The organism is Roseobacter sp. HKCCA0434 (genome assembly GCF_032464675.1).
Taxonomy (GTDB): Bacteria; Pseudomonadota; Alphaproteobacteria; order Rhodobacterales; family Rhodobacteraceae; genus Pontivivens.
In genome coordinates this window covers 1-26984 of record NZ_JAWDKL010000036.1, presented here as the reverse complement: position 1 = coordinate 26984, position 26984 = coordinate 1, and the positions used below count along the sequence as shown (strand labels likewise).

Annotated in this window: 28 protein-coding genes; 18 read left to right on the top strand and 10 right to left on the bottom strand. The window is 67.4% G+C overall.

From position 1 onward, the window contains the following. Nucleotides 1-1421 (bottom strand): AAA family ATPase (locus RX333_RS16220; RefSeq protein WP_316016004.1); only part of this gene is annotated, 1421 nt, incomplete at its 3' end. 179 nt (nucleotides 1422-1600) lie between these two features. Between RX333_RS16220 and RX333_RS16215 the strand changes: the two genes are divergently transcribed. Next, complete coding sequence (locus RX333_RS16215; protein WP_316016003.1) at nucleotides 1601-2149, top strand: NAD(P)H-dependent oxidoreductase; 549 nt, start codon at nucleotides 1601-1603, stop codon at nucleotides 2147-2149. On the opposite strand, the gene RX333_RS16210 is transcribed toward RX333_RS16215, so the two are convergent. Beyond that, a complete protein-coding gene (locus RX333_RS16210) occupies nucleotides 2146-2601 on the bottom strand; it encodes an Lrp/AsnC family transcriptional regulator (RefSeq protein WP_316016002.1) in 456 nt (151 codons plus the stop codon). The two genes, RX333_RS16215 and RX333_RS16210, sit on opposite strands and share 4 nt — an antisense overlap. A 127-nt stretch (nucleotides 2602-2728) precedes the next feature. On the opposite strand from RX333_RS16210, the gene hppD reads away from it, so the two are divergent. After that, nucleotides 2729-3838, top strand: a complete 1110-nt coding sequence (hppD, locus tag RX333_RS16205) for a 4-hydroxyphenylpyruvate dioxygenase (protein ID WP_316016001.1) — start codon at nucleotides 2729-2731, stop codon at nucleotides 3836-3838. A gap of 143 nt (nucleotides 3839-3981) precedes the next feature. Here the strand turns inward: hppD and RX333_RS16200 are convergent, their stop codons facing one another. Next, a complete protein-coding gene (locus RX333_RS16200) occupies nucleotides 3982-4473 on the bottom strand; it encodes a hypothetical protein (RefSeq protein WP_316016000.1) in 492 nt (163 codons plus the stop codon). 86 nt (nucleotides 4474-4559) lie between these two features. Here RX333_RS16200 and RX333_RS16195 point away from each other — a divergent pair, with 86 nt between their 5' ends. Next, complete coding sequence (locus tag RX333_RS16195) at nucleotides 4560-5102, top strand: hypothetical protein (protein WP_316015999.1); 543 nt, start codon at nucleotides 4560-4562, stop codon at nucleotides 5100-5102. Nucleotides 5103-5511: 409 nt separating this feature from the next. After that, nucleotides 5512-5922 (top strand): hypothetical protein, encoded by a 411-nt coding sequence (locus tag RX333_RS16190; protein ID WP_316015998.1) that lies wholly within the window; start codon nucleotides 5512-5514, stop codon nucleotides 5920-5922. Between the two features lie 84 nt (nucleotides 5923-6006). On the opposite strand, the gene infB is transcribed toward RX333_RS16190, so the two are convergent. The 4 genes from infB to rimP form a co-directional block, all read right to left on the bottom strand. Further along, nucleotides 6007-8547, bottom strand: coding sequence for a translation initiation factor IF-2 (gene infB, locus RX333_RS16185; protein ID WP_316015997.1), 2541 nt, complete (start codon nucleotides 8545-8547; stop codon nucleotides 6007-6009). A gap of 81 nt (nucleotides 8548-8628) precedes the next feature. Next, nucleotides 8629-9255: an RNA-binding protein gene (locus tag RX333_RS16180; RefSeq protein WP_316015996.1), complete on the bottom strand. Its 627-nt coding sequence runs from the start codon at nucleotides 9253-9255 to the stop codon at nucleotides 8629-8631. Between the two features lie 25 nt (nucleotides 9256-9280). Beyond that, on the bottom strand, nucleotides 9281-10906 hold the full coding sequence (nusA, locus tag RX333_RS16175) for a transcription termination factor NusA (protein ID WP_316015995.1): 1626 nt from the start codon (nucleotides 10904-10906) through the stop codon (nucleotides 9281-9283). Between the two features lie 5 nt (nucleotides 10907-10911). Beyond that, the gene (rimP, locus tag RX333_RS16170) at nucleotides 10912-11475 is read right to left on the bottom strand and encodes a ribosome maturation factor RimP (protein WP_316015994.1); all 564 of its coding nucleotides are present in this window, start codon (nucleotides 11473-11475) and stop codon (nucleotides 10912-10914) included. A 201-nt stretch (nucleotides 11476-11676) separates the two neighbouring features. On the opposite strand from rimP, the gene RX333_RS16165 reads away from it, so the two are divergent. Then, nucleotides 11677-12972: an MFS transporter gene (locus RX333_RS16165; protein WP_316015993.1), complete on the top strand. Its 1296-nt coding sequence runs from the start codon at nucleotides 11677-11679 to the stop codon at nucleotides 12970-12972. Then, nucleotides 12969-13307, top strand: a complete 339-nt coding sequence (locus RX333_RS16160; protein WP_316015992.1) for a DUF3140 domain-containing protein — start codon at nucleotides 12969-12971, stop codon at nucleotides 13305-13307. Before RX333_RS16165 ends, RX333_RS16160 begins: the two co-directional genes overlap by 4 nt. Before the next feature lie 6 nt (nucleotides 13308-13313). Here RX333_RS16160 and mgtE read toward each other — a convergent pair whose 3' ends face one another. Continuing rightward, nucleotides 13314-14696: a magnesium transporter gene (gene mgtE, locus RX333_RS16155; RefSeq protein WP_316015991.1), complete on the bottom strand. Its 1383-nt coding sequence runs from the start codon at nucleotides 14694-14696 to the stop codon at nucleotides 13314-13316. Nucleotides 14697-14836: 140 nt separating this feature from the next. Between mgtE and RX333_RS16150 the strand changes: the two genes are divergently transcribed. The 6 genes from RX333_RS16150 to RX333_RS16125 all read left to right on the top strand — a co-directional run bounded on the left by RX333_RS16150 (nucleotide 14837) and on the right by RX333_RS16125 (nucleotide 19735). Continuing rightward, nucleotides 14837-16099 carry a hypothetical protein gene (locus RX333_RS16150; RefSeq protein WP_316015990.1) on the top strand — a complete coding sequence of 421 codons (1263 nt, stop codon included), beginning with the start codon at nucleotides 14837-14839 and terminating at the stop codon, nucleotides 16097-16099. 1 nt (nucleotide 16100) lies between these two features. Beyond that, a complete protein-coding gene (locus RX333_RS16145; protein WP_316015989.1) occupies nucleotides 16101-16880 on the top strand; it encodes a hypothetical protein in 780 nt (259 codons plus the stop codon). A gap of 306 nt (nucleotides 16881-17186) precedes the next feature. Continuing rightward, entirely contained in the window at nucleotides 17187-18572 is a 1386-nt protein-coding gene (gene rimO, locus RX333_RS16140; protein WP_316015988.1) for a 30S ribosomal protein S12 methylthiotransferase RimO, read from the top strand. Next, nucleotides 18554-19060, top strand: a complete 507-nt coding sequence (locus RX333_RS16135; RefSeq protein ID WP_316015987.1) for a GNAT family N-acetyltransferase — start codon at nucleotides 18554-18556, stop codon at nucleotides 19058-19060. The genes rimO and RX333_RS16135 overlap by 19 nt, the downstream gene beginning before the upstream one ends. 10 nt (nucleotides 19061-19070) lie before the next feature. Next, complete coding sequence (locus RX333_RS16130) at nucleotides 19071-19298, top strand: hypothetical protein (RefSeq protein ID WP_316015986.1); 228 nt, start codon at nucleotides 19071-19073, stop codon at nucleotides 19296-19298. Beyond that, the gene (locus RX333_RS16125; RefSeq protein ID WP_316015985.1) at nucleotides 19298-19735 is read left to right on the top strand and encodes a hypothetical protein; all 438 of its coding nucleotides are present in this window, start codon (nucleotides 19298-19300) and stop codon (nucleotides 19733-19735) included. The genes RX333_RS16130 and RX333_RS16125 overlap by 1 nt, the downstream gene beginning before the upstream one ends. Here RX333_RS16125 and RX333_RS16120 read toward each other — a convergent pair. After that, a complete protein-coding gene (locus tag RX333_RS16120; protein WP_316015984.1) occupies nucleotides 19677-21152 on the bottom strand; it encodes an NAD(P)/FAD-dependent oxidoreductase in 1476 nt (491 codons plus the stop codon). The genes RX333_RS16125 and RX333_RS16120 overlap by 59 nt on opposite strands. Nucleotides 21153-21276: 124 nt before the next feature. Here RX333_RS16120 and RX333_RS16115 point away from each other — a divergent pair, with 124 nt between their 5' ends. Continuing rightward, nucleotides 21277-21879: a ParA family protein gene (locus RX333_RS16115; protein ID WP_316015983.1), complete on the top strand. Its 603-nt coding sequence runs from the start codon at nucleotides 21277-21279 to the stop codon at nucleotides 21877-21879. A gap of 36 nt (nucleotides 21880-21915) precedes the next feature. Here the strand turns inward: RX333_RS16115 and RX333_RS16110 are convergent, their stop codons facing one another. Further along, nucleotides 21916-22443, bottom strand: a complete 528-nt coding sequence (locus RX333_RS16110; RefSeq protein WP_316015982.1) for a L,D-transpeptidase — start codon at nucleotides 22441-22443, stop codon at nucleotides 21916-21918. Between the two features lie 110 nt (nucleotides 22444-22553). Here RX333_RS16110 and RX333_RS16105 point away from each other — a divergent pair, with 110 nt between their 5' ends. The 5 genes from RX333_RS16105 (at nucleotide 22554) to RX333_RS16085 (ending at nucleotide 26915) form a co-directional block, all read left to right on the top strand. Next, nucleotides 22554-23639 carry a class II histone deacetylase gene (locus RX333_RS16105; protein WP_316015981.1) on the top strand — a complete coding sequence of 362 codons (1086 nt, stop codon included), beginning with the start codon at nucleotides 22554-22556 and terminating at the stop codon, nucleotides 23637-23639. An 80-nt stretch (nucleotides 23640-23719) separates the two neighbouring features. Further along, complete coding sequence (locus RX333_RS16100; RefSeq protein ID WP_316015980.1) at nucleotides 23720-24409, top strand: alpha/beta fold hydrolase; 690 nt, start codon at nucleotides 23720-23722, stop codon at nucleotides 24407-24409. A gap of 78 nt (nucleotides 24410-24487) precedes the next feature. Then, a complete protein-coding gene (locus tag RX333_RS16095; protein WP_316015979.1) occupies nucleotides 24488-25204 on the top strand; it encodes a CoA transferase subunit A in 717 nt (238 codons plus the stop codon). 58 nt (nucleotides 25205-25262) lie between these two features. Further along, nucleotides 25263-26264, top strand: a complete 1002-nt coding sequence (locus RX333_RS16090; protein WP_316015978.1) for a sensor histidine kinase — start codon at nucleotides 25263-25265, stop codon at nucleotides 26262-26264. Between the two features lie 21 nt (nucleotides 26265-26285). After that, nucleotides 26286-26915, top strand: a complete 630-nt coding sequence (locus RX333_RS16085) for a CoA transferase subunit B (RefSeq protein ID WP_316015977.1) — start codon at nucleotides 26286-26288, stop codon at nucleotides 26913-26915. Nucleotides 26916-26984: the final 69 nt, after the last annotated feature.

The window sequence follows — 26984 nt, the reverse complement described above, 5'->3', positions numbered from 1 at the left end:
CCGGTCTGGGCGGCGGCACGGGCGGTCTCGGCAGCCTCGAGCCGGGTCTCGGCCTCGGCGGCGGTCGCGGTGGTGGCCTCCTGAGCCGTGCGGGCCTCGGTCAGGCGCGTCGCGGCAGCGTCGAGGTCGCGCGTCACCTGCTCCGTGGCTTGAGCCGCCTTGTCCCGCTCGGCCATGGCCTTCGCATGCTGGCTCGCCGCCTCCTGAAGTCGCCGCGCGCTGGCCTGGTGGCGGGCGGCGAGGCGGGCGGCGTCCTCGGCCAGACGATCCAACGTCTCCTCCGCCCCGCGCAGGGACGCGGCGGCCTCGGTCGCCTCGGACTGCGCGGCGGCCAGCACATCCTCGTGCCCTGCCCCGGCCTGTCGCAGCGCCGATTGCTCCCATTCGAGCCGCTCGATGGTCTCGCCCGCGTCGCGGTTGAGCTGGCCCTCCCGCTCCATATCGCGGTTGAGCTGGGCGATATTCTGCTCGAGCCGCTCGATGGCGCGCCGCGCGCGGTGCTCCCGGTCGCGCAGGGCGTCGCGCTCCACCGTCAGGCGTTGTAATACGGCACCCGCGATCGCCTCCTCCTCCCGCAGGGGCGGCAGCGCATCGGCGGCCTCGGCACGGGTGCGGCTGGCGGCTGCGGCCTCCCCTTGCGCGCGGGCGGCGGCGGCGGTGGCCTCGGTCAGCCGTGCCTCGGCCTGCGCCAATGCGGCATCCGCTTCGCGCCAGCGACGATAGAGCAGCAAGGCCTCCGCCTGCCGCAGCTCCTGTGCGATCTCGCGGTAACGCGCGGCCTGCCGGGCCTGCCGCGCGAGGTTGCCGAGCCGCGCGTCGAGCTGGCCGAGCACATCGTCCACCCTCTCCAGATTGGCCGCCGTGGCCTTCAGCTTCAGCTCCGCCTCGTGCCGCCGTTGGTAGAGGCCGGAAATGCCCGCCGCCTCCTCCAGAATTCGCCGCCGCGCCTTGGGCTTGGCGTTGATGAGTTCCGAGATCTGCCCCTGCCGCACCAGCGCAGGCGAGTGCGAGCCGGTGGAGGCATCGGCGAACAGCATCTGCACGTCGCGCGCGCGGGTGTCGTTGCCATTGGTCTTGAAGGCCGACCCGGCGTCGCGCGTGATCCGGCGCACGATCTCGATGCGATCGTTGTCGTTGAAGCCCGCCGGGGCCAACCGCTCGGTATTGTCGAGCGTCAGCGTCACCTCGGCATAGTTCCGGGCGGGGCGCGAGGCGGCCCCGGCGAAGATCACGTCCTCCATCCCCGCGCCGCGCATGGCCGTCGGGCGGTTCTCCCCCATCACCCAGCGCAGCGCTTCGAGCAGGTTGGATTTCCCGCAACCGTTCGGCCCGACCACGCCGGTCAGCCCGTCGGAGATCACCAGCTCCGTCGGGTCGACGAAACTCTTGAAGCCCAGAAGTCTGAGTTTGGTGAACTGCAAGCCGTGCCTCGATTCCGTTTGGCGCGATGGTCCCGCCGGGGGGCATCCGAGTCAAGCGCAACCGCAGGATGTGGGGATCGATAGCGATTCACACCACAACATGCAGAGGGACGATTTGCCCGTTTGTCGCGCCCGTGGCGCGGACTATCTGCGCACCCGGACCAAGAAGGACATATCCCATGACCCATCTCGTCGGCATTTCCGGCTCCCTCCGGCGCGAGTCGAGCAATACCAAGCTGATGCAGGAAGCCGCGCGGCTCTACGCCCCCGACCGATTCACAGAGGCCGACCTGAACCTGCCGCTGGTCAACGAGGACCTGAACCAGGGCGACGGTCCCGAGGCCGTCGTGGCGCTGGCCGAATTGCTGCGCTCGGCCGATGCGCTCATTATCTCGACGCCGGAATACAACAAGATGATCCCCGGCCTGCTGAAGAATGCGCTCGACTGGCTCAGCATCATCCGTGGCGGCAATCCGCTCAACGGAATGCCGACAGCCATCATGTCGAGTGCCGCAGGCAAGGCGGGCGGCGAGCGGTCGCAATACACGCTGCGCCATGCGCTGACCCCGCATCGCGCGCGAGTCGTTCTGGCGCCGGAGGTCACGATCGCGGGCGCGAACGACGCGTTCGACGAGGAGGGGCGGTTGAAGAACCCTAAGAGCACCGAGTTCCTCGAAAAGCTGATGGACGGGCTCAAGGCCGAACAGGCCCTGCTGGCGAAGGCCTAGGGTTCGATCGGCGCATCCGCCTTCAGCCGCGCCATGACGATCTGGCTCTGCACCCGCGCCACGGCCGGGTGCGGCAGCAGCACCTCCTGCACCAGGTCGTTGAGGGCCGCGAGGTCGGCGCAAAAGACGCGCAGCATGTAGTCCGCCTCCCCGGTCAGGGTCCACACGCCGACGATGGCGCCAGTCCGCTCGGTCAGCCGCACGAAATCGCGGGCGTTGTCTCGGCTATGCGCGGCCATCGTGATCTGCACGAAACCCTCGACCGTGGCCCCGATCCGCGCGGCATCCACCGTCGCGCGGTAGCCGGTGACGTAGCCCTCGTCCTCCAGCCGCTGCCGCCTGCGGGCGCATTGCGACGGGCTGAGATGCAGATGCTCGGCCAGTTGCTGGGCGGTCAGCCGAGCGTTCTGCTGGAGCAGGTTCAGGAGGTCACGGTCCTTGTCGTCGAGCATATCGCGCGCCTTTTTGCTGATTCATGCGTCATCCTCGCAGGATATAGCGTTCAGACGCAAAACTTTGCGCGCAAATAGCACCGTAGAGGCCCTAGATTCCCTTCAAAGCCAATTTCAGGAGGATCTCATGGGACCGTTCCCGCACGACGCACCGAAGGCGACCATTTCCGAGAAGAACCCCGCCGGCACCGACGGCTTCGAATTCGTCGAGTTCGCGCATCCCGAGCCGGAGAAGCTCGACGAGCTGTTCCGCAACATGGGCTACGTGCCCGTCGCGCAGCACAAGACGAAGGACATCACGCTCTACCGTCAGGGCGACATCAACTACCTGCTGAACCGTGAGCCCGGCAGCCATGCCGCCCGGTTCATCGAGGATCACGGCCCTTGCGCCCCTGCGATGGCGTGGCGCGTGGTGGATGCCGAGGTGGCGCTGAAGCGGGCGCTCGACACGGGCGCAACCGAATATACCGGCGACGGCAAGAGCATCGACGCGCCCGCCGTCATCGGGATCGGCGGCTCGCTGCTCTATTTCATCGAGGATTACGATGCGGGCCGCTCCCCCTACGATGCCGAGTTCGAGTGGACCGGCGAGCGCGATCCGAAGCCCGAGGGCGTCGGGTTCCACTATCTCGACCACCTGACGCATAACGTCGTGAAGGGGAACATGGACACGTGGTTCAAGTTCTATTGCGACAGCTTCAATTTTCGCGAGATCCGGTTCTTCGACATCGAGGGGAAGTACACGGGGCTGCTGTCGCGCGCGCTGACCTCGCCCTGTGGCAAGATCCGCATCCCGATCAACGAGGACCGGGGCGAGAAGGGGCAGATCGTCGAGTACCTCAAGCGGTACAATGGCGAAGGAATCCAGCACATTGCGGTGGGGTCGGAGGACCTCTATTCCTCCGTCGACCAGATCCACGACAACGGCATCCGCTTCATGCCGCCGCCGCCCGACACCTATTTCGAGATGAGCCACGACAGGGTGAAGGGTCACGACGAGCCCTTGGAAAAGCTGAGGAAACACGGGATCCTGATCGACGGCGAAGGGGTCGTGGATGGCGGAGAGACGCGGATCCTGTTGCAGATCTTCTCGAAGACGGTGATCGGGCCGATCTTCTTCGAGTTCATCCAGCGCAAGGGTGATGACGGCTTCGGCGAGGGCAATTTCAAGGCCCTGTTCGAGAGCATCGAGGCCGACCAGATCGCGCGGGGCGTGGTCGGCGACGACGCGGCCTGAGAGCTCTAACTCTGGGTGGGCGCGGGGGCGTTAACCCTCGCGCCACCGCCGAAAACCGGTGTCTGCCATGCGTATGGCACGCGTATGGCATGCGTATGGCAGTCGGCCCGACACGGGCCGCGCCCGGAAAGGTTAACGCCGCCTCAGAACCGCCGCGCGAGGCTGAGGTTCACGATCGCATCCACCCCCGCGCCCGGCGGCACCAGCGTCAGCCGCATGTCGGTGGTGTCGCGGTAGCGCAGCGCCCCCGACACACCGAGGATCGGGATCACGCCGCCGATATTGGGCAGACCGTACTGATCCTCCAGCACCTCCGACAGGGCGTCGTAGTATGCCGCGCCGACGAAGCCGCCCGCGCGCAGGGAAATGTCCTCGCTCGGGCGCGCGACCTCCGCCGACAGGGAGTAGATCCCGATCGGCGCGACCTCCTCGTAGCTGTTGTAGAACACCCCGAACTCGTAGGCCTGCTCCAGCCCCCAGGGGCCGTCGCTGCGCCAGCCGATCCCGAGGCCGGGGTTGAAGTTGTTGAGCGTGTCATCCCCGAAATGCTCGGACCCGACGAAGAGGGTGAGGTAACGCTCCTGCGCCATGAGCGGGCTGGCGAGCGTCAGTGCGAGGAGGAGGGCGAGGCGCATGGTGGGGTCTCCGGCTGGTTGCCGGGAGGTTAGCGGAGGGATGCGGTGAGGGCGAGGATTAGGATGGCCCGGCACCTGCGAAGCGCTTGCGCGCCGATCAGGCGTGCATAGGTCATCTTCAGCCGGATGCCGGGGATGCTGTGCCGATGAAACTCCTAGCCCGTATCGGCGCGATCGCGCTTGTCGTCCTTGCGATCATGGTCGTGCCGCACATCCACAAGTACGTCGTTCCCCTGAACACCGAGATCGCGGCCACCCTGCAGGGCCTCGGGAGCGACGAAGTCTCGACCCGGACGATCGACTGCCTGAACGGGATGACGGAAAATCGTGGATGGTGGCATCTCGACGATGCGGATGATCTGCGAGCCCATGATGCCGGTCTCGTGGACTGGGACAGGTCCCAATCGGCCATCATCGGCCGGGTCGGGTGGCACGCCGCCTGGGTTGCCATCATCGCCATAGAGGACGATCGAGCCGTCGCCTTCGATCTGCATGGCGATGGCAGCGAAGCCTTTCGACCGCTGTTCCGCACGGACCTGCCCGGCGCGATCGTCGTATCGCTCAAACGATGCGGAGTCGCATATGGCGGGACCTATCATCATCCGGATATGCCGGATTGGTACGGGTGAGGCGCGAGGGCGATGGTTCTGGCGCGTGTCGGGTCGAGGCTCGTGCTTTCGCAGGAACGGCGGTTTGCGGGAGAGTAGGCCGGGCAGTGCCCGACCGCGGGTTGGCGTTGCAACCGGTGGTGGGGAGCACTTTATGGCAGCCAAGTCCGTGGGACGGTCGTTTGACTATCCAAACTCACAAAAGCGCCCGCACACCTTTGGGTGGCGCGCCTCCGGCGCGACGGGCGGTCGGGCACTGCCCGGCGGCTTTGGCTTGATTGCAGCATTGGCCACACTCGGCCTTCCCCGCTCTTGTCGCTAAAAAAGCTGTATCGGTTGGACGAAGCGCGCGATAATATCGAGCGATAGCATTTGACCTTGCAGAGAGCTAAAGATGTCTTCGTTCAGATTTTTTGGTTACTGGATACCCGTGAGCGACGAAGAAAGCGCGATGGAGGCTATCAAAATGGCGGGCCTACCTATTCTCGTTATTGGTGCGAACGCTGCTTTACTTGCATTGAACTCGATCGCTGAACAAACCTCGAATTACATAGTGGCAAAACTGTCCGCGTTGATAGCAGTTCTATTGTTCATCCTAGCCTTTCGGGTGCGCAGCGGCCATGCAGCATGGGTGCCTTTCGCACTAATATTGTTTGTCGGTTTTCTAGTGACGAATATTTCTGCGACCTACATGAATGCAATGACCTACGGAGCATTTTCGAGCTTCAATGGGTACATCCTTCTCGGTTGGATCGTGCCCCTGATCTGCCTGCTTCTCGCCTTCAGCGGCCTCAAAGGATGGCTCTGGATGCGGGCGAACGGCATGAAGATCTCGTTCTAGCAGACAGTTACCAGCGCTCAGAGTTCAAGCAAAAAAGCCCGCCATCTCTGGCGGGCTTTTTCCTTTCCAACAGGTCTGGTCGCCTTACAGCGTCCGTTCGACCTCTTCGGTTTCGAAGATCTCGATGACGTCGCCTTCGCGGATGTCTTCGTAATTCTCGAAGGCCATGCCGCATTCCTGGCCGGACTGGACTTCCTTGACCTCGTCCTTGAAGCGCTTGAGCGTCTTCAGCGTGCCTTCGTGGATCACCACGTTGTCGCGCAGCAGGCGGACGCCGGCGGAGCGGCGGGCGACGCCTTCGGTGACGACACAGCCCGCGACCTTGCCCACGTTGGAGACCTTGAAGACCTCCTTGATCGAGGCGTAGCCGATGAAGGTCTCGCGCACTTCGGCGGAGAGGAGGCCCGAGGCCGCCGCCTTCACGTCATCCACCAGATCGTAGATGATCGAGTAGTAGCGGATCTCCAGCCCCTTCTGGTTGGCGCTTTCGCGCGCGGGGGCGTTGGCGCGGACGTTGAAGCCGATGATCGGCGCGCCCGAAGCCTCGGCCAGGGTCACGTCGCTCTCGGTGATGGCGCCGACGCCGGAGTGGAGCACGCGGACGCGCACCTCCTCGTTGCCGATCTTCTCCATCGCCTGCACGATCGCCTCGGCGGAGCCCTGCACGTCGGCCTTCACCACGATGGGCAGCTCGGCCACGTTCTCGTCCGCCTTGGCCTTGGCCAGAAGCTGGTCGAGCGTGGTCGCGGCCCCGGCGGCGGCGCGCTTGTCCTTGGCGAGCTGCTGGCGGTACTCGGCGATCTCGCGCGCGCGGCCCTCGTCGGGGACCACGTTCAGGACGTCGCCTGCCTCGGGCGTGCCGTTGAGGCCCAGGACCTCGACCGGAACCGACGGACCGGCTTCCTCGACCCGCTCACCCTGGTCGTTGATGAGCGCGCGGACCTTGCCCCACTGCTCGCCCACGACGAAGATGTCGCCGCGCTTGAGCGTGCCGTTCTGCACGAGGACGGTGGCGACGGGGCCGCGGCCCACGTCGAGCTGCGCCTCGATCACCGCACCGTCGGCGGCGCGGTCGGGGTTGGCCTTGAGCTCCAGCAGCTCGGCCTGAAGGGCGATGTTCTCGATCAGCGTGTCGAGGCCCTGGCCGGTGACGGCGGAGACCTCCACGTCGAGCACGTCGCCCGACATGGCCTCCACCACGATCTCATGCTGCAGGAGCTGCGTGCGCACCTTCTGCGGATCGGCGCCGGGGCGGTCGATCTTGTTGATCGCGACGATCATCGGCACGCCCGCCGCCTTGGCATGGTGGATCGCCTCGACGGTCTGGGGCATGACGGAATCGTCCGCCGCGACGACGAGGATGACGATGTCCGTCACCTGCGCGCCGCGCGCCCGCATCGACGTGAAGGCCGCGTGGCCCGGCGTGTCGAGGAAGGTCAGCTTGGTCCCGTCCTCGGTGTTGATCTGGTAGGCGCCGATATGCTGCGTGATGCCGCCCGCCTCGCCCGAGACCACGTTGGTTTTGCGGATCGCGTCGAGCAGCGAGGTCTTGCCGTGGTCGACATGGCCCATGATCGTGATGACGGGCGCGCGGGCCTTGAGGTCCTCCGCCTTGTCCTCGACCGTGGTGATGACGTCCTCGACATCGGCGTCGGAGACGCGGACGACCTTGTGGCCGAACTCCTCGACGATCAGCTCCGCCGTGTCGGCGTCGATGGTCTGGTTCTGGGTGGCCATGATGCCGTTCTGCATCAGCGCCTTCACCACGGAGGCCACGCGCTCGGCCATGCGGTTGGCGAGCTCGGAGACCATGATGGCCTCGGGCACCTTCACGTCGCGCACGACCTTCTCGCGCGGTTCGTTGGAGCCGCCGCCCTTGCGCATCTGGCGTTCCTGGCGACGGCGCATCGCGGCCATCGACTTCTGACGCCCGCCCTCGCCGAGGGCTTGGTTGATGGTGAGCTTGCCCGAACGGCGCTTGTCGCCGCCGGTGCGGCCCTTGCTCTCACGCTCCTGCCGGCGGTCGTCGCGCTTGGGCGCGGAACCGGGGGCGGAGCGGCGCGGGCCGTCCATCTCGCCCGGAGGCGCGGGTGCGTCGGCGGGGGAGACGACGTTCTCCTCCTTCTTGCCGCGCGGCTTGTTGCGGGCGCGGGCTTCCTCGTCGGCCTTGCGCTTGGCCTCCTCGGCCTCCTGCATCGCCTTCGCCTCGGCCTCGGCCTTGGCGCGTTCGGCGGCCTCGGCCTCCTCGCGCTCGCGCTCTTCCTTCTCGTTGCGCAGGCGGTCGAGCTCGGCCTTGCGGCGTTCCTCGGCTTCCTTCTCCTTGGCGATCCGCTCGGCCTCGGAGGCCTTGGCGGCCATCAGCGCCTTGCGCCGACGTTCGATCTCGCTGTCGGAGACGGCCGCGCCGCCCTTGCCGCCCTGTGCCGACCGCACCTTGGCGGCATTGGCACCGGCGGTGGCCGCCGTACCGGGCTTGGGCACCACGACACGCTTGCGCTTCTTCTCCACGACGACGGAATTGGACCGCCCGCGGGAGAAGCTCTGCCGGACGCGGCTCGTCTCGGTTCCGCCGCTGCGGTTACCGGGGGTGCGTCCCTTGCCGTCGTTGCCGTTATTGTCGCTCATGCTTACCCTGACCTTCTCGTCGAGGCCCCTGCCCCGTCGTCCAATTTCTCACGTCCCGTCGCGCGTCTCGCGGCGGATGCCTCATTCAACACCTTCGGGGCCCCGCGCTCCGGCTTCGACCTGGCGAAGACCGGAAAGCCGCGACGCCTCCCGAAGGACATTCTGTGTGACACCGCCCGCGTCCAGCGCGGCATGTATCACATTATCACGCCGGAATGCCAAACCCAATTCGTGCCCGGAAAGACAGGAAATAACGGGGGCGTCCCCGGCCATCGGGCGAAGCTTGGCGCGTTGCGCCGCAGAGCCGTCCGAAGCCTCGATCAGTGCGGCGACGGGGCCGGATTTTAGCCGGGCGCGCACCGTGTCATAACCCATATGGGCAAGCCCGGCCTTCCTGGCAAGGGCCAGCATGTCCTGCAGCCGCCGCGCCAGCGCCGCCTCGACCAGATCGGGCAGGTCGTCCGGTGCCGCGACCTGACGTTTCGCAGCACGCGAAAACAACTTCTTCTTCACCGCGAGCGCGATCGCCGCGCGGTCCGCGCTGACCCACATGCCGCGGCCCGGCGCCTTGCCCGCCACATCGGGCAAGACGGTATCGTCCGGCCCCGCCACGAAGCGGACAAGCGGCGCCACGGGGCCCGAGAGCCCCGTGGCGATGCAGCGGCGTTCCGGCTCGCTGCGGTCCTTGATGCGTCCGCCCCGGCTCATCGGGTTCCCGACATCGAGGGCTGGATCAGCCCTCGACCTCCTCGGTCGCGTCGTCGCCCTCGCCGTCGGCTTCCTCGCCGGCCTGCTGGGCCATCAGCTCCTCGGGCGTGATGTAGCCGAGGAGGACGCGTGCGGTCAGCACCAGTTCGCGCGCTTCCTCCAAGCTGACGTCGAACTGTTCGAGCAGGCCGTCATCCTTGACGCGCTTGCCGTCGATGGTGGTGTAGCCGCCCGCCAGCTCCCAGTCGGCGCATTGGGCGAAGTCCTCGAGCGTCTTGATGTCGTCCTCGGCCAGCGCGACGATCATCTGCGGGGTCAGTCCCTCGAACTCGAAGAGGCTGTCCTCGACGCCCATCTCGCGGGCCTTCTCGGTCGCGGCGGCGTTGATGGCGTCGAGCGCCTCGCGCGCGCGGGCCTGAAGCTCCTCCGCCGTTTCCTCGTCGAAGCCGTCGATGACGGTCAGCTCGTCCAGTTCCACGTAGGCGACTTCCTCCAGCGAGGTGAAGCCTTCGGAGACCAGCAGCTGCGCGACCATCTCGTCGGCGTCGAGCGCCTCCATGAAGAGGCCCGAGCGTTCGGCGAATTCGGCCTGGCGGCGCTCGCTCTCCTCGGCCTCGGTCATGATGTCGATGTCCCAGCCGGTCAGCTGCGAGGCGAGGCGCACGTTCTGGCCGCGACGGCCGATGGCCAGCGACAGCTGCTCGTCGGGCACGACGACCTCGATGCGGCCCGCATCCTCGTCCATCACGACCTTGGCCACCTCGGCGGGCTGCAGCGCGTTGACGAGGAAGGTCGCGGCGTCGTCTTGCCAGGGGATGATGTCGATCTTCTCGCCGTTGAGCTCGTTGACGACGGCCTGCACGCGGCTGCCGCGCATCCCGACGCAGGCCCCGACCGGATCGACGCCCGAATCGTAGGAGATGACGCCGATCTTGGCGCGGCTGCCCGGATCGCGGGCCACGGCCTTGATCTCGATGACGCCGTCGTAGATCTCGGGCACTTCCATCTTGAAGAGCTCGGCCATGAATTCGGGCGCGGTGCGAGACAGGAAGATCTGCGGGCCGCGCTGTTCGAGCCGCACGTCCTTGATATAGGCGCGGATGCGGTCGCCGTTGCGGAACGCCTCGCGCTGGATCAACTGATCGCGGCGCAGGATCGCCTCGCCCCGGCCCACGTCGACGATGACGTTGCCGTATTCGGTCCGCTTGACCAGGCCGTTGATGATGGTGCCCTTGCGGTCCTTGAATTCCTCGTATTGACGCTCACGCTCCGCCTCGCGGACGCGCTGCATGATGACCTGCTTGGCCGACTGCGCCCCGATGCGGGAGAAGTCCATCGGCGGCAGCGGGTCGGTCAGCTCGTCGCCGATCTGGGCGTCGGCCTTGATCTCGCGCGCATCGTCGAGGTCGAGCTCGGTGAAGTGGTCCTCGACCTCCTCGACCACGGTGCGCACGCGGGTCATCTCAAGATCGCCCGACTTGCGGTCGATATGGGCGCGGATGTCGTAATCGGCGCCGTAGCGGGCCTTCGCCGCCTTGGAGTAGCTTTCCTCCAGCGCCTCGATGACGAGGCCGGGGTCGATCATCTTCTCCCGCGCGACCGCGTCGGCGATCTGGAGCAGTTCCAGCTTGTTCGCAGCAACCGTTGCCATTGTCCTTACTCCTCCTCGGTCGAGGCATCTTCCTCGATGATTTCGTCGAAGCCTTCCAGCCGTGTCTCGCGCGCGCGCAGGCTCTCGGCCACCAGTTCGTCCGTCAGCACCAGCTTGGCATCGGCCAGCCAGTCGAATTGCAGGCCCACGATGCCCTCGGCGATCTCGATCAGGACCTCGCCGCCCTCGACGCCCTGGAGCGTACCGGAAAAGCGGCGGCGGTTGTCGATCAGCTCCACCGTCTCGATCTTTGCCTCGTAGCCCGCGTAGCGCTCGAAATCCTTCAGCCGCGTCAGCGGACGGTCGATGCCGGGGGAGGAGACTTCGAGCGCGTATTCGCTCTCGATCGGGTCCTCGACGTCCAGCAGGGCGGAGACGGTGTTGGAGATCTCGGCGCAGTCGTCGACCTCGATCCCGCCCTCGGGCTTCTCGGCCATGATCTGCACCACCTTGGTCTTGCCGCCCATGAAGCGCACGCGCACGATCTCGAAGCCCATCGCCTCGACCGACGGGGCGATGATGTCGTAGATGCGCCGGTCCATCGCGGCCTTTGCGATCAGGTCTGACATGCACTCTCCAGCAAATTCGGGCACAAAAAAACGGGCCAGCGGCCCGTTCGCGTCGTTTCGGTGAGGTCGGGGGTGGAGGCCGACCGTCGCTGTTGGAGGAGCATATAGCCGAGGGCGCCGCGCGATACAAGGCCCGTGCGATCCGTGGCATCTTGGCACCCCGCCGCTGAAACCGGGCGGCGCGGCGCTAGAACGTGCCTCATGCCGACCACGACCTTTGAAGAATCCCTGTTCGAACGCCTCGTCGAGGATCCCGACGCCCCGACCGACCTGTCGGAGGCGCAAGAGACGCGCGAGCCCGCCAACTTCTTCCGCCACGCGGGCAGCCTCGCGATGACGAAGCTCGCCGACGGGCTGATCGATCCGAAGCTGGTGCTGTCCTGGCTGATGACGGCGCTGGGGGCCCCTGCCGCGCTGACCGGGCTGCTGGTGCCGATCCGGGAGGCGGGGGCGCTGCTGCCGCAGCTGTTCACCGCGTCGGCCATCCACGGGATGAAACGGCGCAAATGGGCCTGGGCGGGCGGCAGCCTGGTGCAGGGACTGGCCGCGGGGGCGATCGCGCTGGCGGCGCTGACGCTGGAGGGCGCGACGGCGGGCGTCGCGATCTGCGCGGCGCTGGCGGTGCTGGCGCTGGCGCGGTCGGTCTGCTCGGTCTCCTACAAGGACGTGCTGGGCCGCACGGTCGGCAAGGCGCGGCGCGGCACGGTGACGGGCACGGCAAGCTCGGTCGGCGCGGGCGGCGTGATCCTGTTCGCGCTGCTGCTGATGCTGGGCGCCGGGGAGCGGATGGTGCTGGTGACGGGTGCGATCATCCTCGCCGCGGGATTGTGGATCGCGGCCTCGCTGCTGTTCTCGACCCTGTGGGAGGAGGCGAACCCCGGCGACGACGAACGGCAAAGCCTGCGCGCGCAACTGTCATTGCTGCGCGAGGATGCGCAGCTCGTCCGGTTCATCGTCACGCGCGGGTTGCTGACGGCGACGGCGCTGGCGCCGCCCTTTCTCGTGATCCTCGCCTCGGAGGGCGGGTCGGACGCGCTCGGCACGCTGGGCGCGCTGGTGCTCGCGTCGGCGCTGGCATCGCTCGTGTCCTCCTATGTCTGGGGGCGATTGGCCGACAGATCGTCGCGCAAGGTGCTGATCCGCGCCGGGCTGGCCGGGGCGGGCGCGCTGGCGCTGGCCGTCGCGCTGTCGGTGGCGGGGCTGTTCGGCAACGCGCTGGCCGCGCCGGGCGTGCTGTTCCTGCTGATGATCGCCTATCACGGCGTGCGGCAGGGCCGCTCGACCTATCTCGTCGACATGGCGCCCGAGGATCGGCGCGCGGATTACGCCGCCGTCTCGAACACGGTGATCGGATTGATCCTGCTGGCCTCGGGCGCGTTCGGCGCGCTCGCCTCGCTGGCGGGGGTGGAGGTCACGCTGGCCGCCTTCGCCGCGATGTGCGCGGGCGCGGCCTGGGTCGGCATCGGACTTGAGGAAGTGGAAGGAGACACGACATGAGCGACAAGAGCCGGGACGAGATCTGGGACGAGTGGCGGGACCTGGTCAACATGGCCCCCAAGGAGCTGGAGGAGTTCCTGGAGACCGAGGAGAGCAAATCCGTGGGCGACAGCGACGGCGGCGAGAGCACGGGCCACAAGTCCGGCCGCCGGATCGTGAAGATCAAGCGCACCAACAAGGACGACATCACCGACGACCAGTGGGACCACATGGCCAAGGTCGTCGGCTACATCAAGCGACACAAGAGCCAGGGCGGTCCCAAGGACGACGTTGAGCATTCCGACTGGCGCTACAGCCTGATGAACTGGGGCCACGACCCGCTGAAGGACGACTGAGGCGGGTCAGAGCAGCAGGGCCGAGCCGAGCCCGAGGAACAAGAGGAACCCGACCACGTCCGTGACGGTCGTGACGAAGGTGCCGGAGGCCAGCGCGGGGTCCGCCCCCGCGCGGCCCAGCCCGATGGGAATCAGGATGCCCGCAAGCCCCGCCACCGCGAGGTTGCCCACCATCGCGATGGCGAGCACCACGCCCAGCATCACCGAGCCGAACCAGATATAGCCGACGATGGCCATGATGAGCGCGAAGGCGAGGCCGTTGAGCGTGCCCGCCACCAGCTCGCGCCGCACGACCCGCATGGCGTTCGATCCGGTCAGGTCGCGAGTCGCCAGCGCGCGCACCGCGACGGTCAGGGTCTGCGTCGCGGCGTTGCCGCCCATGCTCGCCACGATGGGCATGAGCACGGCGAGCGCCACCACCGCCTCGATGGTCGAGGAAAACAGCGAGATGACGATGGAGGCCGCGATGGCGGTGCCGAGATTGACCAGCAGCCAGGGGAAGCGCTGCTTGACGATCTCCATCGTGCTGTCGGAGATCTCCTCGTCGCCGACACCGGCGAGCAGGCGCATGTCCTCCTCGGCCTCGTCTTCCAGCACGTCCATCGCGTCGTCGATGGTGATGATGCCGACGAGCCGCCCGTCCTCGTTCACCACGGGGGCCTGGATCATGTGGTACTGGTTGAAGGCGTAGGCCACGTCCTCCTGCCGCTGGTCGACGGGGATGGTGCGCAGGTCCTTTTCCATCAGGTGTTCGAGGCGGATGCCGCGCGGGTGGGCCATGACCTTGCCCAAGCGCACCTCACCGATGGGGCGCATGGCGGGATCGACGATGATGATGTCGTAGAACTGTTCGGGCAGGTCGTCGGAGGCGCGCATGAAGTCGATCACGTCGCCCACGGTCCAGTGCGCGGGGGCCGTCACCATGTCGCGCTGCATCAGGCGACCGGCGGAGTATTCGGGATAGGTCAGCGATTGCTCGACCGCGACCCGGTCCGCGTCGTCGAGCTGGTCGAGCAGCTCGTCCTTCTGTGCGTCGTCGAGATCCTCGACCAGGTAGACCATGTCGTCGGTGTCGAGTTCGGAGACCGCAGCGCCCAGCTGCTCGGCACTCAGCGTCTCCAGCACGTCGTCGCGGGCGCCGGCCTCCAGCTCCGCCAGCACGTCCGAGGAGATGTCCGAGCCCCACATACTCACCAGCGCGATCCGCTCGGACGTGTCGATCTGTTCGAGCAAGTCCGCCACGTCGGCGGGGTGCATGTTGGCGAGGTAGCCGAGCAGCGCGTCGCGGTCGTCCTCCGCGACGGCGCGCAGGACCGAGTCGACCAGATCGGCGTTCAGGGCATAGACATCCTCGTCCTGCGGGGACGTCTCGAGTGCGGGTTCGGCCATGGGGGCCCTCCGGTCGGCGGCAAGCTGCGTATCTGGGTCTCGTCTTAGTACGCGCATGCAGCACGTACAGGCCGTGCGGACTTTAATCGGACCCGGATGAGCCTATTTTCATTGGGATCGGCTTTGCAGGAGAGAACGGGATGGTCACGGATGATGGCGGCGCGGGCGCGCGCAACGCACGCGAGCTGCGCGGCCATGTGAGCTGGCTCGACACGTTCACCCCGCTGGCGCTGGGGGTGCTGGCGGTGGCGTCGGGGATCTACACCTATCTCGGCGTCTCGGGCCTCCTGGAGCAGACGGGCGCGATGTCGATCTTCGCGGCGATGGCCTATTCCATCGCGGTGTCGGTCGGGATCTTCGTGTTCTGGTCCTACATCCTGCGCATCCTGCCGGGCATGACGCGGGCGGGCGGGCGGATCGGCATGGCGCTCGCCACAATCGTGGGCAGCCTCGCCATCGTCGCGATGTCGTCCTGGCTGAACGCGGCGGCTCTGGCCGGATCGGCGGCGGTGGAGCAGCACCTCGCCGTTACCGTGCAGGACTACCAGGGCGCGCTGGAACGGGCGAACGGCAATGCGCAGGCCGCGCAGGGCCTGTCGCGCGACGTGGCCCGCGCCCGCGACGGGTTCGAGGCGCTCAGCCAGCAGGAGGCGTCCGGCGACCTGTCGGGCGTCGGCGGTCAGGGCGCGGTCTATCGTCTGCTGACGCAGAAATCGGACGAGCTGACGCAGCTGGAAACGCTGATCGAGACGCAGTCGCCGCAGATCGACGCGGCCTTCCAGCAGGGCAACGAGATCCTGAGCCGGATGCGCGAGCTGATCGTCGCACCCGGCCCGGTGGAACAGCGCTCGGTCGCCTTCGCCGAGCAGTCCGTGCGCCTTGCGGGCGTCATCACCGAGCTGCGCCAGCTCAGCGTCGCGCCGTTGGTGGAGCGGGCGGCGAACGACCTGTCGGCCTCGGTCGTGCTGCCCGAGCTCGACCGCTCCTCCGAGGTGCGCACGGCGCAGAACGCCACGATCACCTCCGTGTTGCAGGCGCTGGAGACGCGGGGCGAGACGCTGGGCGCGGCCGCGCGCGACGTGCAGTCGTTGCCGCAGCCGGAGGAGACCACCTACAACCCGATCTCCACCGCCGATGCGGTGATCCGCTACGCGGGCAATTTCGTGCCGAGCTGGGCCGGGGCCATCGCCATCGACCTGCTGCCCGCGGTGCTGGTGCTGATCCTCGCCGTCACGCAGGCGGCGATCCGGGCGGGCGAAAGCTCGGGCGATCCGGCGCGCAGCATGACGCTCGACGATCTGGAGGCGGCGATGCGCGCGCTCGACCGGATCGAAGGGGCGCGCCCGCGCGAGACGACGGCGGCCACGCCCGCCCCGGCCCCGATCCGCAAGGTCGGCGACTGAGATGGGCCTGATCGCCACGGCCAACCGCGTGCCGCTGCCGCGCGTGCTGGGGCTGGTGCTGATGGGCCAGCTCGGCATCGCGGGCTATCTGCTCTATGCCGATGCGCGCGACTGGTATTACGGGCCCCGCGGCGGCGAGGTCTCCCCCACCATCACCGAACCGGCCAGCCCCGGCGATCAGCGGCGGCGCTATCTTCCCACGACCGTGCCCTCGCGCGAGGGGCGTCCGGGCGGGCCGGTGCGCCTGCCCACGACGATGGAGGACATGGCCTTCACCTTCGAGGACACGGCGGAGCATGGCCGCGTGATGCTGATGTCGGGCTTCATCGCGCCCGGCACCTCGGACCGGTTCGAGGCGGCGCTGGACGGGGAGGAGATCGACACGATCGCGCTGCACTCCCCCGGCGGGGTGGTGCAGGAGGCGCTGCGCATGGGCAAGCTGGTGCGCGAAGCCGAATACGACACGCTGCTGACGCCGGATGCGGCTTGCGCCTCGGCCTGTCCGCTGATCCTGTTCGGGGGCGTGGAGCGGACGGTCAGCCGTGCGGCCTGGGTGGGCATGCACCAGGCGTCCTTCATGGAGGGGCAGAGTTTCCTCACCGGGGCCGAGGCCGCGCGGCAGATCCAGGCGCTGCAGGGGCAGATCCTCGACCACACGGCGGAGATGGGCGTCGACCCGCGCGTGCAGTCCCACGCGCTCCAGACCCCGCCCGAGGAGGTCTATTACCTGCTGCCCGAGGAGGTCGAGGAATACGGTGTCGCGACGGTGCTGACGGAGTAAGCCCGATCAGACCACGAAGATGATGATCAGGATGATGATCGCGGCGACGGTGGTGATCGAGACATATTTGTTCATGGGGCCCTCCTGCGGCTGGAAGGCGAGATAGGATCGGCGATGCGCGCGACCAGAGGGTGGGTCGCCTCCGGCGGGAGTATTTCGGCCAATCCGAAAGAGCCCTTCTGCTTCGAGCCAAATATCCTCGCCCGCCCAGCCGGCTTTGCCGCGCGCGAACGCGGCGGGGCGAAACCGCGTCCCCCGCGATGGCGTCGCTTCCCCCGCGCGCGCAACTGCGCTAAGGCCCGCGCCATGACACAGAACCCGCCTTCCCTTCGCCCCGACCTCGCGCCCGCGCCGCGCATCGGCGACGACGCGCGCCCCGGACAGCCGCGCATCGGCATGGTCTCGCTCGGCTGTCCCAAGGCGCTGGTCGACAGCGAGCGCATCCTGACGCGGCTGCGGGCCGAGGGCTATGCCATCACCGGCGACTATGCCGGGGCCGACAGCGTAATCGTGAACACCTGCGGCTTCCTCGACAGTGCCAAGGCCGAGAGCCTCGACGCGATCGGCGAGGCGCTGCGCGAGAACGGCAAGGTGATCGTGACCGGGTGTCTGGGGGCCGAGGAGGACTATATCCGCGGCACGCATCCCAGCGTATTGGCCGTGACCGGCCCGCATCAATACGAGCAGGTGCTCGACGCCGTGCATGCCGCCGTGCCGCCTTCTCCCGATCCGTTCATCGACCTGATGCCGCCCGCGGGGCTGAAGCTGACGCCGCGGCATTTCGCCTATCTGAAGATCTCGGAAGGCTGCAATCACAAGTGCCGGTTCTGCATCATCCCCGACATGCGCGGGCGGCTGGTGTCGCGCCCGGCCCACGCGGTGCTGCGCGAGGCGGAGAAGCTGGTGGAGAGCGGGGTGAAGGAGATCCTCGTGATCTCGCAGGACACCTCCGCCTATGGGGTCGATCGGAAGCACGATCTACATCCTTGGAAGGGCGGCGAGGTGCGCACGCATATGACGGATCTGGCGCGCGAGATGGGCAAGCTGGGGGCCTGGGTGCGGCTGCACTATGTCTACCCCTATCCGCATGTCGATGCGCTGATCCCTCAGATGGGCGGCGACAGCGGCGTGCTGCCCTATCTCGACATCCCGTTCCAGCACTCGCATCCGGATGTGCTCAAGCGCATGGCCCGGCCTGCCGCATCCTCGAAGACGCTGGAGCGGATCGCGGCCTGGCGGAGCATCAACCCCGAGATCGTGCTGCGCTCCACCTTCATCGTCGGCTATCCGGGCGAGACCGAGGCCGAGTTCCAGCATCTTCTGGACTGGATGGAGGAGGCGCGGCTCGACCGGGTGGGGGCGTTCAAATACGAGAACGTCGCGGGGGCGCGCTCCAACGCCCTGCCCGACCATGTGCCCGAGGACGTGAAGGAGGAGCGCTATGCCCGCTTCATGGAGGTGGCCCAGCGCATCAGTGCAGAGAAGCTGGCGGCCAAGGTCGGAACGACGCTCGACGTGATCGTGGACGAGGTGGACGGCGAGGGCGCGGTCTGCCGGACCAAGGCCGACGCGCCGGAGATCGACGGCAACCTGTTCATCGACGAGGGGTTCGAGGGGCTGGCGCCGGGCGATATCCTGCCGGTCACTGTGGACGAGGCCAGCGAATACGATCTGTGGGGCACGCGCGCGTGATCCGGGCGGGCCGTCCCGAGGATCTGCCCGCCATCGCGGCGCTGCACGATGCGAGCTGGCAGGAGGTCTATCGCGGGTTGCTGCCGGAGGACTATCTCGGGAGCGGAGCGCGGGACCTGCTGGCGCACAAGTGGGCGACGATGCCCGAGGCCGCGCTGTTCGTGGCGGAGAGCGGCGGAGGGCTCGACGGGTTCATCGCGGTGGAGAACGGCGATGCGGCCTATGTCGACGCGCTGCATGTCGCGGCCGGGGCGCGCGGCACCGGGCTGGGCCGGGCGCTGCTGGCGCGCGCCGCGCGGCAGGCGCGGGATTGGGGGTGTGCCGGTCTGTGGCTGACCCTGCTGGCCGGGAACGACCCGGCCGATCGGTTCTATCGCGCCTTGGGCGCCGTCGAGACCTGGCGCGGGCCGGATCCGGACTTCCCGGTGCCGGTGGAGGCGATCCGGCTCGACTGGTCGGACCTTTCGCGGCTGATCGAAGCGGGCTAGGCTCACCTTCATGTTTACCTCCGAACACGAATTCGACGCGACGGTCGTCACCCTGATCGACGAGGACGAGGCGGTCGAGGATGTCACGATCACCCTGTTCGACGACGGCGCGCGGCTGGAACAGCTCGACCCTCGAACGGGGCGGGTGCAGGTGATCGCGCTGACCACGGCGCAGCTGCGCGACCTCGCGGCGGCGCTCGACCTGCCCGAAGGCAGCTACCGCCGCGCCGAGGACTGATGGGCAGCCTGAAAATCGGGCTGATCGCGTATTGTGCCTACGTGGTGGGTGGGGTGTCGGGGTGGTGGATCTTCAGCATTTTCGACCCGTTTGAGGGCGACGACTACCTGACGGGCGGCGATCCCACGGCAGAACTGATCCTCGTCATCTTCGCCGTCGTGTTCGGCTCGATCATGACGCTCACCGTCGTCTCCTATTTCCTGCTTCCGAGCATCTGTCGGCGCATCACGCGATCGGACCGCATGGCAATGCTGGTCTATTTCGCACTCATCCAAGCACACGGTTTTGCGATACTGGTGCTTTCCACGTTCGATACGGGCGCGATATTCATCTTCTCCACCATCACCGCACTCAACCTCTGGCTGCTCGTCACCTTCCTCAGGCGGCCCGATCTGCATCGGGACCCGCCGATGCAGAATTTCGAGGAGGTGTTTTGAACACCATCGTGCCATCGTCGATGGGCGCGCGGCCGAATTCGTAACGGTCCTTGAGGTAGTTCTGGTGGATGCGCCAGGGCCGCCGGTCGCCTTGCAGCGGCAGTTGCCCGCGCGCCCGCTCGATATACCCGGCGGTCAGCGGCACGGCAGGTTCGCGTTTCAGATCGGGCGGCGGGACGGGGCGGGCGGAGGTCGCGCCGCGCGCGTCCATCGCGTCGGCGAGGCGGATGGCCCAGCGCGCGATCAGCTCGCATTTCAGGGTCCAGCTCGCATTGGTGTAGCCGAACATCTGCACCAGGTTCGGGACGTTGGACAGCATCGCGCCCTTGTAGCTGGTCAGCTCCGCCAGCTCCTGCGCCTCCCCGTCGAGGCGGATGGCGGCGCCGCCGCCGATCTTGAGCTTCAGGCCGGTGGCGACGACGATGATGTCGGCCTCGATCGTGTCGCCCTCGGCCATTTCGACGCCTCGGGGCGTGAAGCGGGCGATGGCACCGGTGCGCACGCTCGCGTCCCCCGCGGCGAGCGTGTCGAAGATGTCGCCATCGGGCGCGAGGCACAGGCGCTGGTCCCACGGGCGGTAGGGGGCATGAAAATGCTCCGCCTCCTGCCCCGAGCGCCTGGCCGCGTTGCCCGACAGCCATCCGCCCACGAGTTTCGGCATCCGCTGCGAGGCCTGGAAGAAGCCCATGCCCATCAGGATGTTCTTCCACCGCGTGACCCCGTGCGCGGCCATCTGCGGCAGGACCTTCTGCAGCCGCGTGGCCACCGCGTCGCTGGCGGGCATCTCGGCCACGAAGGTCGGCGTGCGCTGGATCATGGTGACGTGGGCCGCCGCGCGCGCGAGTTCCGGCACCAGCGTCACCGCCGTGGCGCCCGAGCCGATGACGGCTACGCGCTTGCCCGACCAGTCGAGATCCGCGGGCCAGGCCTGCGGGTGCAGGATCGGGCCGGGGAAGTCGCCCTCCCCCTCGAAGGTCGGGCAGTAGCCCTCGCCGTAGTCATAGTAGCCGGTGCAGCCAACGAGGAAGCGGCAGGTCAGGTGCCGCGCGCCTTCGGGCGTGTCCACCGTCAGGTGCCAGAGCTGGTCGTCTTCGTGCCAGTCGGCATCGGTCAGCGCGTGGCGGTAGCGGATGAGGTCCTCCACCCCCTCCTCCCGCGCCGTCGCGCGGATGTAGTCGCGGATCGAGGCGCCGTCGGTGATAGCCTTCTCCCCCAGCCAGGGGCGGAAGGAATAGCCCAGCGTGTGCATGTCGCTGTCCGAGCGGATGCCGGGATAGCGGAAGAAGTCCCAGGTGCCGCCGATGGCGTCGCGCGCCTCCAGCACTATGACGCCGTCCTGCGGACGCTGCCGTCGCCAGAGCGCCGAGGCGCAGATGCCCGACAGGCCCGCCCCGACGATGATGGTGTCCGCGTCCATGGTCCCCTCCCGTTTTGCCGGCAGTTTCGCAGGCTCGCAGGGTGGGGCAAGGTGGTTTTCGCTTCTCACGCAGCGTCGGAGGCGCGTAACGTGAGCAGGTGCAGCATGGCAGGAGAGGCCCAACATGGCGAAGATCATCACCATCGCCCAGCAGAAGGGCGGCGCGGGCAAGACGACGCTGCTGGTGCAACTCGCCCATCACTGGCAGGCGGCGGGGCGGCGCGTGGCGTTGATCGATCTCGACCCGCAGGGCTCCTTGACCCGGTGGGCGAAGATGCGGGGCGACATGGAGTGCCGGGCGAGCGCCGACTGGAAGGCGGCGTCCGAGATCCGCTCGGCGGCGCGGACGGCGGATATCGTGCTGGTCGATTGCCCCGGCGGGGCGGACATCCTGTTGCGCGCGACCATCCGCGACAGTGATCTGGTTCTGGCCCCGGCCCAGTCCTCGCCGATGGATATCTGGGCGCTGGAGCCGGTGGTGGAGATGGCGGCGAAGGAGAAGACGCCGCTGCGCGTGGTCCTGAACCGCGTGCCGCCCGCCGGGAAGGCGGAGGCCATGGCGCGGGCCGAGATCGGGGAGGCCGTCTGTGCGGCGCAGCTCGGCAACCGGGTGGTGTTCCAGCAGGCCTTCGGCCTCGGAAAGGCGGCGGCGGAGGTTCAGCCCAAGGGAAAGGCGGCCACCGAAGTGACCGCCTTGGCCGAGGAACTGGAACCGCTGGTCGGCTAAATGCCGTCGGTTGAAAACCGGTCGGTTGAAAACCGACTAGCTGACGACGACGGGCGTGCCGACGTCGACCGAGTAGTAGAGATGCTCGATATCCGCGGCATGCAGGCGGAAGCAGCCCGAGGAGGCGGCGGTGCCCACCGAGTTCGGCTTGTTGGTGCCGTGGATCGCGTAATAGGTCCAGTCGAAGTAGAGCGCGTGGCTGCCCAGCGGATTATTAGGCGACCCGCCGGGCGTCGGCTGGATGTTCGGGTCGCGCGCCAGCATGTCGGGCGTCGGCGCCCAGCTGGGAGCCGCGGCCTTGCGCACGATCTCGGTCTCGCCCCGGCGGGTCAGCTCCTCGGTCCGGGGAACGGCGGTCATCATCACCTTGGAATGCATGGCGCCGGGCGACCACCAGGTCAGCAGCCGGGCATTGGTCGCGACGTGCAGTCCGCCGCGGTCGATATTGGAAAAGTAGGGGCGCCAGTCGGGACCGGTGGACGCGCGGGCGATGGAGGGTGCTGCGAGCGCGCCTCCGACGAGGGTCATCAGGGCGGCGCGGCGGGAAAACAGATTCTGGGACATGGGTTTACTCGCTCATACAGGGGTGTAACGGTGGATCAACAGCGCAAGCTTCCGTTCGGTTCCCGAACCGATCGTTGGCATTTCGCTCAAATCCGCGCGAGGGGGGATGGATGACGGCGCTCTACAGTGACGAGCGGTGCTTCTGGCATTCGGGCGGAAACTACGCGCTGACGGCGCCCGTGGGCGGGCTGGTGCAGCCGCTGGCGGCGGGTGGTCTGCCGGAAAATCCCGAGACGAAACGGCGGCTTCGCAACCTGATTGAGGTCACGGGTCTGGCGCGGGAGTTGACCATCCTGAGTGCGCCCGAGGCGAGTGAAGAGGCCCTGCGACGGGTGCATCCGGCCGAATATCTGCAGGAATTCAAACAGTTGTCCGATGCGGGCGGCGGTGAGTTGGGGGAGCGGACGCCCTTCGGCGCGGGCGGCTACGAGATCGCCACGCTCTCGGCGGGGCTGGTCGTGCAGGCGGTCGAGGATGTGCTGCGCGGCAGGCACGAAAATGCCTATGCGCTGAGCCGTCCGCCGGGGCATCATTGTTTGCCCGATCGGCCTATGGGGTTCTGTTTGTTGGCGAATATCGCCGTGGCGATCCGGGAAGCGCAGGCGGCGGGGCTGGCGCGGCGGGTCGCGGTGATCGATTGGGACGTGCACCACGGCAACGGGACGGAGGCGATCTTCGCCGAAGATGCGAACGTGTTGACCGTCTCGATCCATCAGGATGGCAACTATCCCTGGGCGACGGGCGGGTTCGAGACCGACGCCGTCGCCAACCTCAACATCCCGCTGCCGCCGGGGTCGGGGCATGCGAGCTACCTGCACGCGATGGAGCGGATCGTGCTGCCGCAGGTGCGGGCCTTCGCGCCGGAAATCATAATCATCGCATGTGGTTACGATGCGAGCGGGGTCGATCCGCTGGCGCGGATGCTGGCCGGATCGGACACGTTCGGCGCGATGACCCGCATGGTGCGGGAGCTGGCCGAGGAGCTGTGCGACGGGCGGCTGGTGATGGCGCATGAGGGCGGATATTCCGAGGTGCACGTGCCGTTCTGCGGCCACGCGGTGCTGGCGGAGATGGCCCGGAGCGAGGTCGCGGCGCCCGATCCGCTGGCACTGCGGATCGCCGCGCACCAGCCCGATGCGCAGATGCAGGCCCATATCGCCGCGCGGATCGACGCGATGGCCGAAGCGCTTGGTTAACGCGGAAAGACACGGTCTGCGATGCGTATGGCACGCGTATGGCACTTGGCCCGACGCCTTTGAAAGGTTAACGCCCACCCATGACCCTGATCCTGATCCCCGGCCACCTGTGCGACGGGCGGCTCTACGCGCCGCAGCTCGACGCCTTTCCCGACGCGGTCGTCGCCGACGTGACCCGCGACGACGATCTGGGCGCGATGGCCGGCCGGCTGCTGGCCGAGGCGCCCGAACGGTTCGACATCGCGGGGCTGTCGATGGGCGGCATGGTGGCGATGGAGGTGATGGCGCGTGCGCCCGAGCGCGTCCGCTCCGCCACGCTGATGGCGACCGACCCGACGCAAGCGCGCGACATTGAGACCGACTGGCGCGCGGAACGGCAGGAGGAGGTGCGCGAACATGGGCTGGGCCGGTTCACAACGGCCTTCGCCAGGATGTTCTTCGCCCATGACACGGAGGTGGCCGAGCGGCTGATGCCGCAGGTCGAGGAGATGCAGGACGCGGCGGATGCCGATCTGTACCACCGCCAGTGCCGCGCGCTCGACACCCGGCGCGACATGCTGGGGCCGCTGGAGGGCTGCGCGATCCCGACGGAGATCCTGGTCGGTACCGAGGATCGCATCTGCCCGCCCAAGCTGCACGACCGGCTGGCGGCGGTGCTGACGAACGCGACGCTGACGAAGATCGAGGGCTGCGGGCACCTGTTGACGCTGGAGCGGCCGGAGGTGGCGACGGACGCATTGCGACGTGCGACAAGTCGTCCTGCCGCGTGATCGCGTGACTTTAACCAATCTTGACAGTAACGATTGCGAGACGGCAAATTTCGCAACTGCAAAACAAGGACTTTCTACATGGCGAACAAGGTTTGCGACACGGCCGCCGCGGCCCTCGACGGAGTTCTGTTCGACGGGATGCTCATCGCCGCGGGCGGTTTCGGCCTGTGCGGGATCCCCGAGAACCTGATCGCCGCCATCCGCGATGCGGGCACGAAGGACCTCACCGTCGCGTCGAACAATGCGGGCGTGGACGGGTTCGGCCTGGGCGTGCTGCTGGAGACGCGCCAGGTGAAGAAGATGATCTCGTCCTATGTGGGCGAGAACGCGGAGTTCATGCGCCAGTACCTGTCGGGCGAGCTGGAGCTGGAGTTCAACCCGCAAGGCACCCTGGCCGAGCGGATGCGCGCGGGCGGCGCGGGGATCCCCGGCTTCTACACCAAGACGGGCGTGGGCACCGTGATCGCCGAAGGGAAGGAGCACAAGGACTTCCCCACCGGGCCGGACGGCGCGGACGAGACCTATATCATGGAGCGCGGCATCTTCGCCGACCTCGCAATCGTCAAGGCGTGGAAGGGCGACACGGCGGGGAACCTCGTCTACCGCAAGACTGCGCGCAACTTCAATCCGAACGCGGCCACCTGCGGGAAGGTCTGCGTGGCGGAGGTCGAGGAGATCGTGCCGGCAGGCAGCCTCGACCCCGACATGATTCACACGCCCGGGATCTTCGTGGACCGGATCATCCAGGGCGAGCACGAGAAGCGGATCGAGCAGCGCACGGTGCGCGCGGCCTGATCGAACGAGACCGGGGGGACGGGGAGACATGGCGGAAAGCAGGGGTGCCGTCGCATCTGTGGATGATATCGGGATCGACACGCGGGCGCTGGCGCGGATGCCGTTCGCGATCGTGCTGACGAACCCGCATCTCGATGACAATCCCATCGTCTACGTCAACAACGCGTTCGAGCAGGTGACGGGCTATTCCGAGTCCGCAGCCATCGGGCGCAATTGCCGGTTCCTGCAAGGGGACCGGACCGATGCGAAGACGGTCGAGAAGCTGAGCCGCGCCATCACCGAGCGCGAGGAATGCACCGTCGATATCGTCAACTACACCGCGGACGGTACGCGGTTCCTGAACCGGCTGATGATCGCGCCGCTCTACGATGAGCAGGGAGATCTGAGCTTCTTCCTCGGCGTGCAGTCGCGCAAGTCGGACGAGGAGCAGATCGCCACGGACGCGATGGAGGCGATGCAGGAGATCCAGCATCGCGTGAAGAACCACCTCGCCATGATCGTCGGCATGATCCGCATGCAGGCGAAGAACTCGGGCGCGGAAGGGCATTTCCGGACGCTGGCGCGCCGGGTGGAGAGCCTGCAACTGCTCTACGAGGAGATGACCCGCTCGGATGCCGGACACAATGCGGGCGCGATCTCGCTGGGGGCGTATCTGGGCCGGATGACCAACGCGATCGGGCATCTGGACGGGCGGCGCGGGGTCGTCGTGAACTCCGACATGGAGCAGGTGATGGTGCCGATGGAGACGGCGGTGCGCATCGGGCTGATCGTGTCGGAGGTGCTGACGAACTCGATGCAGCACGCCTTCGACGGCAAGGAGTCGGGCGTGGTCGACGTGCGCTGCCGCTCGCTGAGCAGCGGCGTGCTGCGCGTCCAGATCCAGGATGACGGCAAGGGCATTCCCGAGGGCGTGGAATGGCCCAACTCGGACAGCCTGGGCGGCAAGATCGTGAAGCAGCTGACCGACGGGCTGGGCGCCACGCTGAGCGTGACGCGCAACGTGGTGGGGACCATCGTGACGCTGGACATTCCCGCCGAGGCGCGCGAAGCCATCGAGTAGGAACAGCAAGGGAGAACGCCGATGGCATGGGACCGCAACCAGATGGCCGAGCGCGCGGCGCAGGAGCTCGAGGACGGAATGTACGTCAACCTCGGCATCGGCATTCCGACGCTGGTGGCGAACTACATCCCCGAGGATGTGGACATCACCCTGCAATCCGAGAACGGGATGCTGGGCATGGGCCCCTTCCCCACCGAGGACGAGATCGACGCGGACCTGATCAACGCGGGCAAGCAGACGATCACCGAGTTGAACCGGACCTCCTACTTCTCCTCCGCCGACTCGTTCGGGATGATCCGGGGCGGGCATATCGCCCTGTCGATCCTGGGCGCGATGGAAGTGGCGGAGAACGGGGACCTGGCCAACTGGATGATCCCCGGCAAGCTGGTGAAGGGCATGGGCGGCGCGATGGACCTGGTGGCCGGCGTCAAGCGCGTCGTGGTCATCATGGACCACGCCAACAAGGCGGGTGAGAGCAAGCTGCTGAAGGAATGCACGCTGCCGCTGACCGGCACGGGCGTCGTGGACCGGATCATCACCAACCTGGGCGTGTTCGACGTGGTCGAGGGCGGGCTGAAGATCGTGGAGATGGCCGAGGGCGTCACCCGCGAGGAGATCGAGGACAAGACCGAGGCGACGCTGGTCGCCTGACGCCACCCTTCATATGGGGCCTATATACCTAACTAGCCAAAATCCTATCGCCTCACTTGGCTAGTTAAG